Source organism: Komagataeibacter kakiaceti JCM 25156 (assembly GCF_000613305.1).
Genome location: NZ_BAIO01000253.1, coordinates 1 through 3,306 on the forward strand (window position 1 = coordinate 1; position 3,306 = coordinate 3,306).

The 3,306-nt window shown below is 62.3% G+C and carries 5 protein-coding genes; 4 read left to right on the forward strand and 1 reads right to left on the reverse strand.

Features of this window, described 5'->3' with window-relative positions; all coding sequences use genetic code 11:
* Positions 1-381 (reverse strand): VOC family protein (locus tag JCM25156_RS11720; RefSeq protein ID WP_025813224.1); only part of this gene is annotated, 381 nt, incomplete at its 3' end.
* Between the two features lie 181 nt (positions 382-562).
* Here JCM25156_RS11720 and JCM25156_RS11730 point away from each other — a divergent pair.
* The 4 genes from JCM25156_RS11730 to JCM25156_RS11745 form a co-directional block, all read left to right on the forward strand.
* On the forward strand, positions 563-1,252 hold the full coding sequence (locus tag JCM25156_RS11730) for a YfdX family protein (protein WP_025813225.1): 690 nt from the start codon (positions 563-565) through the stop codon (positions 1,250-1,252).
* A gap of 275 nt (positions 1,253-1,527) precedes the next feature.
* Complete coding sequence (locus tag JCM25156_RS32135) at positions 1,528-2,148, forward strand: adenosine deaminase family protein (protein WP_277909446.1); 621 nt, start codon at positions 1,528-1,530, stop codon at positions 2,146-2,148.
* Complete coding sequence (locus JCM25156_RS32140) at positions 2,114-2,563, forward strand: amidohydrolase family protein (protein WP_277909448.1); 450 nt, start codon at positions 2,114-2,116, stop codon at positions 2,561-2,563. The genes JCM25156_RS32135 and JCM25156_RS32140 overlap by 35 nt, the downstream gene beginning before the upstream one ends.
* A gap of 272 nt (positions 2,564-2,835) precedes the next feature.
* The coding region (locus JCM25156_RS11745; RefSeq protein WP_025813226.1) for a DUF3417 domain-containing protein at positions 2,836-3,306 on the forward strand (471 nt) is incomplete at its 3' end.

The window sequence follows — 3,306 nt, forward strand, 5'->3', positions numbered from 1 at the left end:
TACCGGAACGCGATAGACCGCGCACAGCTTGTTACCGGCAGGATCACGCAGATAGGCAAGATACAGCGAGCCGGAGGTGGTCTGGCGGATGCCCGGCGGGTTCTCGCACGTGACCCCGCCATTGGCCACGCCCGCCGCGTGCCACGCATTCACCGCCGCTTCGGAACCGGCGTCAAAGCCGATCGTGCCCCCGTTCGCGCCCGTGGCGGGCTGGCCATTGATGGGCTTCGTCACCATGAGCCGCCCGGTATCGGTGGCGTAGACAAGCCGCCCCTTCGCATCGGTCTGGGCGGGTTTGATGCCCAGCGCGCCCAGCGTGCTGTCATAAAACTTCCGGGATGCCTCAATATCGTTCGCGCCGATCGTGATGTGACTGAACATGCGGTTTCCACTCCCTGTGGTCATGGGCGCGATCATGCATGACCCCGTCGCGCACGGCAACCACGTCAGGGCCGCCATGCAGCCGGCGGCATGGAACCGTTGAGCAATTTTTTGTAACACTTTATACTGGGCACAGCGATCGGCTGGATCGCCTGCTTTATGTTGCACCAGAAGGAAAACCATGCGTTTCATCGCTTCACTGGCAGTCATGACCGGACTGTTTGCCGCGCCGCTGGGCGCACAGGCGGCATCGCTGCACAAGGATCTGGAACAGTTCCGGGCGGCCCGTGCGTTCAATCACCTTTCAGCCGACGGTCAGCGCACGATGGCCGATATTCTGAACGCGAAACAGGTGCTTGACGCGGGCCAGACCGACGCCGCCATTCCCCCGCTATATGACGCAGGCAAGCGCCTGAGCGCCGCGGCCAAGGCGAACGGGCAGTTCGTCGCGGCGGAAAGCAGCCTGCATCCCGCCCCGCAGCACCCGGTCTCCCCCGCGCATGTCGCGTCCTCCACGCCGGTTACATGGATCCCGGTGGGGGGTGAGGTGATCGGCAGCGAAACACTGGCCCCGGAAAAGAAGGCGGCCATCGCCACCGCCAATACGCAGCTCAAGTCCGGCAACATCCCGCAGGCGGCGCAGACAATGCAGGTCGTGGGCGCGGATGCGGTTTTCATCCTGGCCCTCGCCCCGCTGGAACAGACGCAGGGCGCGCTCAACCGCGCCACAGTCTTTACGGAGGCACGCAACCCGAAAGAAGCCTCGGAAGCGTTGCAGCAGGCCCTTGATGGCGTCGTGTTCGTCTCGGAGGATTTTGTCGAGACCATGCCCCCCGCGTCGGGCGCGCAACAGTCCGCCACCGGGAAATAGGCCCAACACCACGTACCGCTCCCGACCGGGAGCGGTATGCCGGGCTTATGACCGGGCCTGTCCCACCCCACCGTTGCGCATAGTTCAGCGCCATAAAATGGCAACCGCAATTCTGGACATGGGGCACGGCATGCCGCCACGGTGGATATGCCCGTTTCCGGCCATAAATCCGGGTGGGGCAGGGGATGAAGACACCGTAATTCTGGCATCGTTCCATTACCGGTACGATGGTGTATAATGTGGCGTTACTTCGTGAGCAGAAAGGCTTTCGCATCATGACGTCCGCCTCCGACACTTTTCTGGAAGCCGTGCCCAAAGCCGAACTTCACGTCCATCTGGAAGGTACGCTTGAACCCGCGCTGAAAATCGTCCTGGCCCGCCGCAACGGCCATCCGCTCCAGAACATGACGGAAGACGAAATCCGCGCGGGCTATGATTTTCATGACCTGCCATCGTTTCTGGCGCTGTATTACGAAGGCGTGGACCTGCTCCGGACGGAACAGGATTTTCATGACCTGTGCTACGCCTACCTGAAGAAAGTCGCCTCGCAGAACGTGCTCTATACGGAGATGTTCTTTGACCCCCAGCTTCACACCCGCCGGGGCATTGCGTTTGAAACGGTGATCAACGGCATCACCCGCGCGCGCAGGGCGGCGGAAAAGGATTTTGGCATCCGCTCGCAGCTTGTCATGTGCTTCATCCGTGAAATGAGCGCTGAATCGGCCGAGGAAACCTTTACGCAGGCGCTGCCCCATCTTTCGGAAATTGTCGGCGTCGGCTTGATTCGGATGAGAAGGCAACCCGCCCGCCAAGTTCGCCAACGTCTTCCGCCGCGCGCGCGAAGCGGGCCTGCATGTGACCATGCATTGCGACATCGATCAGGAAAACACGCATGAGCATATCCGCCAGGCGCTGGAGGATCTGGGCAGCGAGCGGCTTGACCACGGGCTGAACATTCTTGAAAAACCCGAACTCATGGCGCAGGCGCGTACGCGGCACATTCCGTTTACGGTCTGCCCGTTCCCGAACATGGTCATCCGCCCCGGCAGCAACGAAAAGGACATCCGCGCCCTGCTCGATGCCGGGATGACCATCACCATCAATTCCGACGATCCGGGCTACATGCACAGCGTCTACATGACAGAGGCGCTGAAACTGGCGCGGGACGGCGCGGACCTGACGGCGGCGGAAGTCATCACCATCAGCCGCAACGCCTTCAACGCCGCATGGATCGGGGAGGAGGAACGCAGGACCTACCTCGCACGCCTTGATGATTTCGCCCGGCGGGAAGGTCTGGAAACGGCCGCATGACGTCGGCCAGAAAATCATAGGGAAGCTTCAGGGATCATGGCGCGGCATCCACCGCCCCGACAGCCGCACCGACACCGTTTTACCTGCCCCCGGGGCGGAAATCTTTTCGCCCCGGCGCAACCGCACGGCATTATGCGCGTCATGCCGGTATGGGCGTACGCCGCCGTGATGACATAGAAAACAGTCCGTCATGCCCATGGTCACAGCATGAAAAGAATGTAGCCCATGGCCATTGCGGCAGGTCCAGACCCCACGGCGGATGAACAGGCCTGATGGATCTGGCGCTGGACCTGCACTGGACATGGAACCACGCCACGGACCGGCTGTGGCGCCAGCTTGCCCCCGATACATGGGACCACACCCGCAATGCGTGGAGCGTGTTGCACAACACGCCGCGCAGCCATATGCGCGAACTACTGGAAACCCCGGCCTTTCACGACCTGCTCACGGATCTGACCCGCGCGCATGCCGCCAGCCGGCAGCGGCCGGTATGGTTTGAACAGGCCAATACACTTACACCGCCGCCCTGCATTGCCTATTTCAGCATGGAATACATGCTGGACGAGGCCCTGCCCATCTATTCCGGCGGGCTGGGCAACGTGGCGGGGGATCAGCTCAAGGCGGCAAGCGATCTGGGCGTGCCGGTGGTGGCGGTCGGGCTGCTGTACGCGCAGGGCTATTTCCGTCAGGCGCTCTCCACCCGACGGGCAGCAGGTGGCGCTGTCATCCCATCAACTCGACCC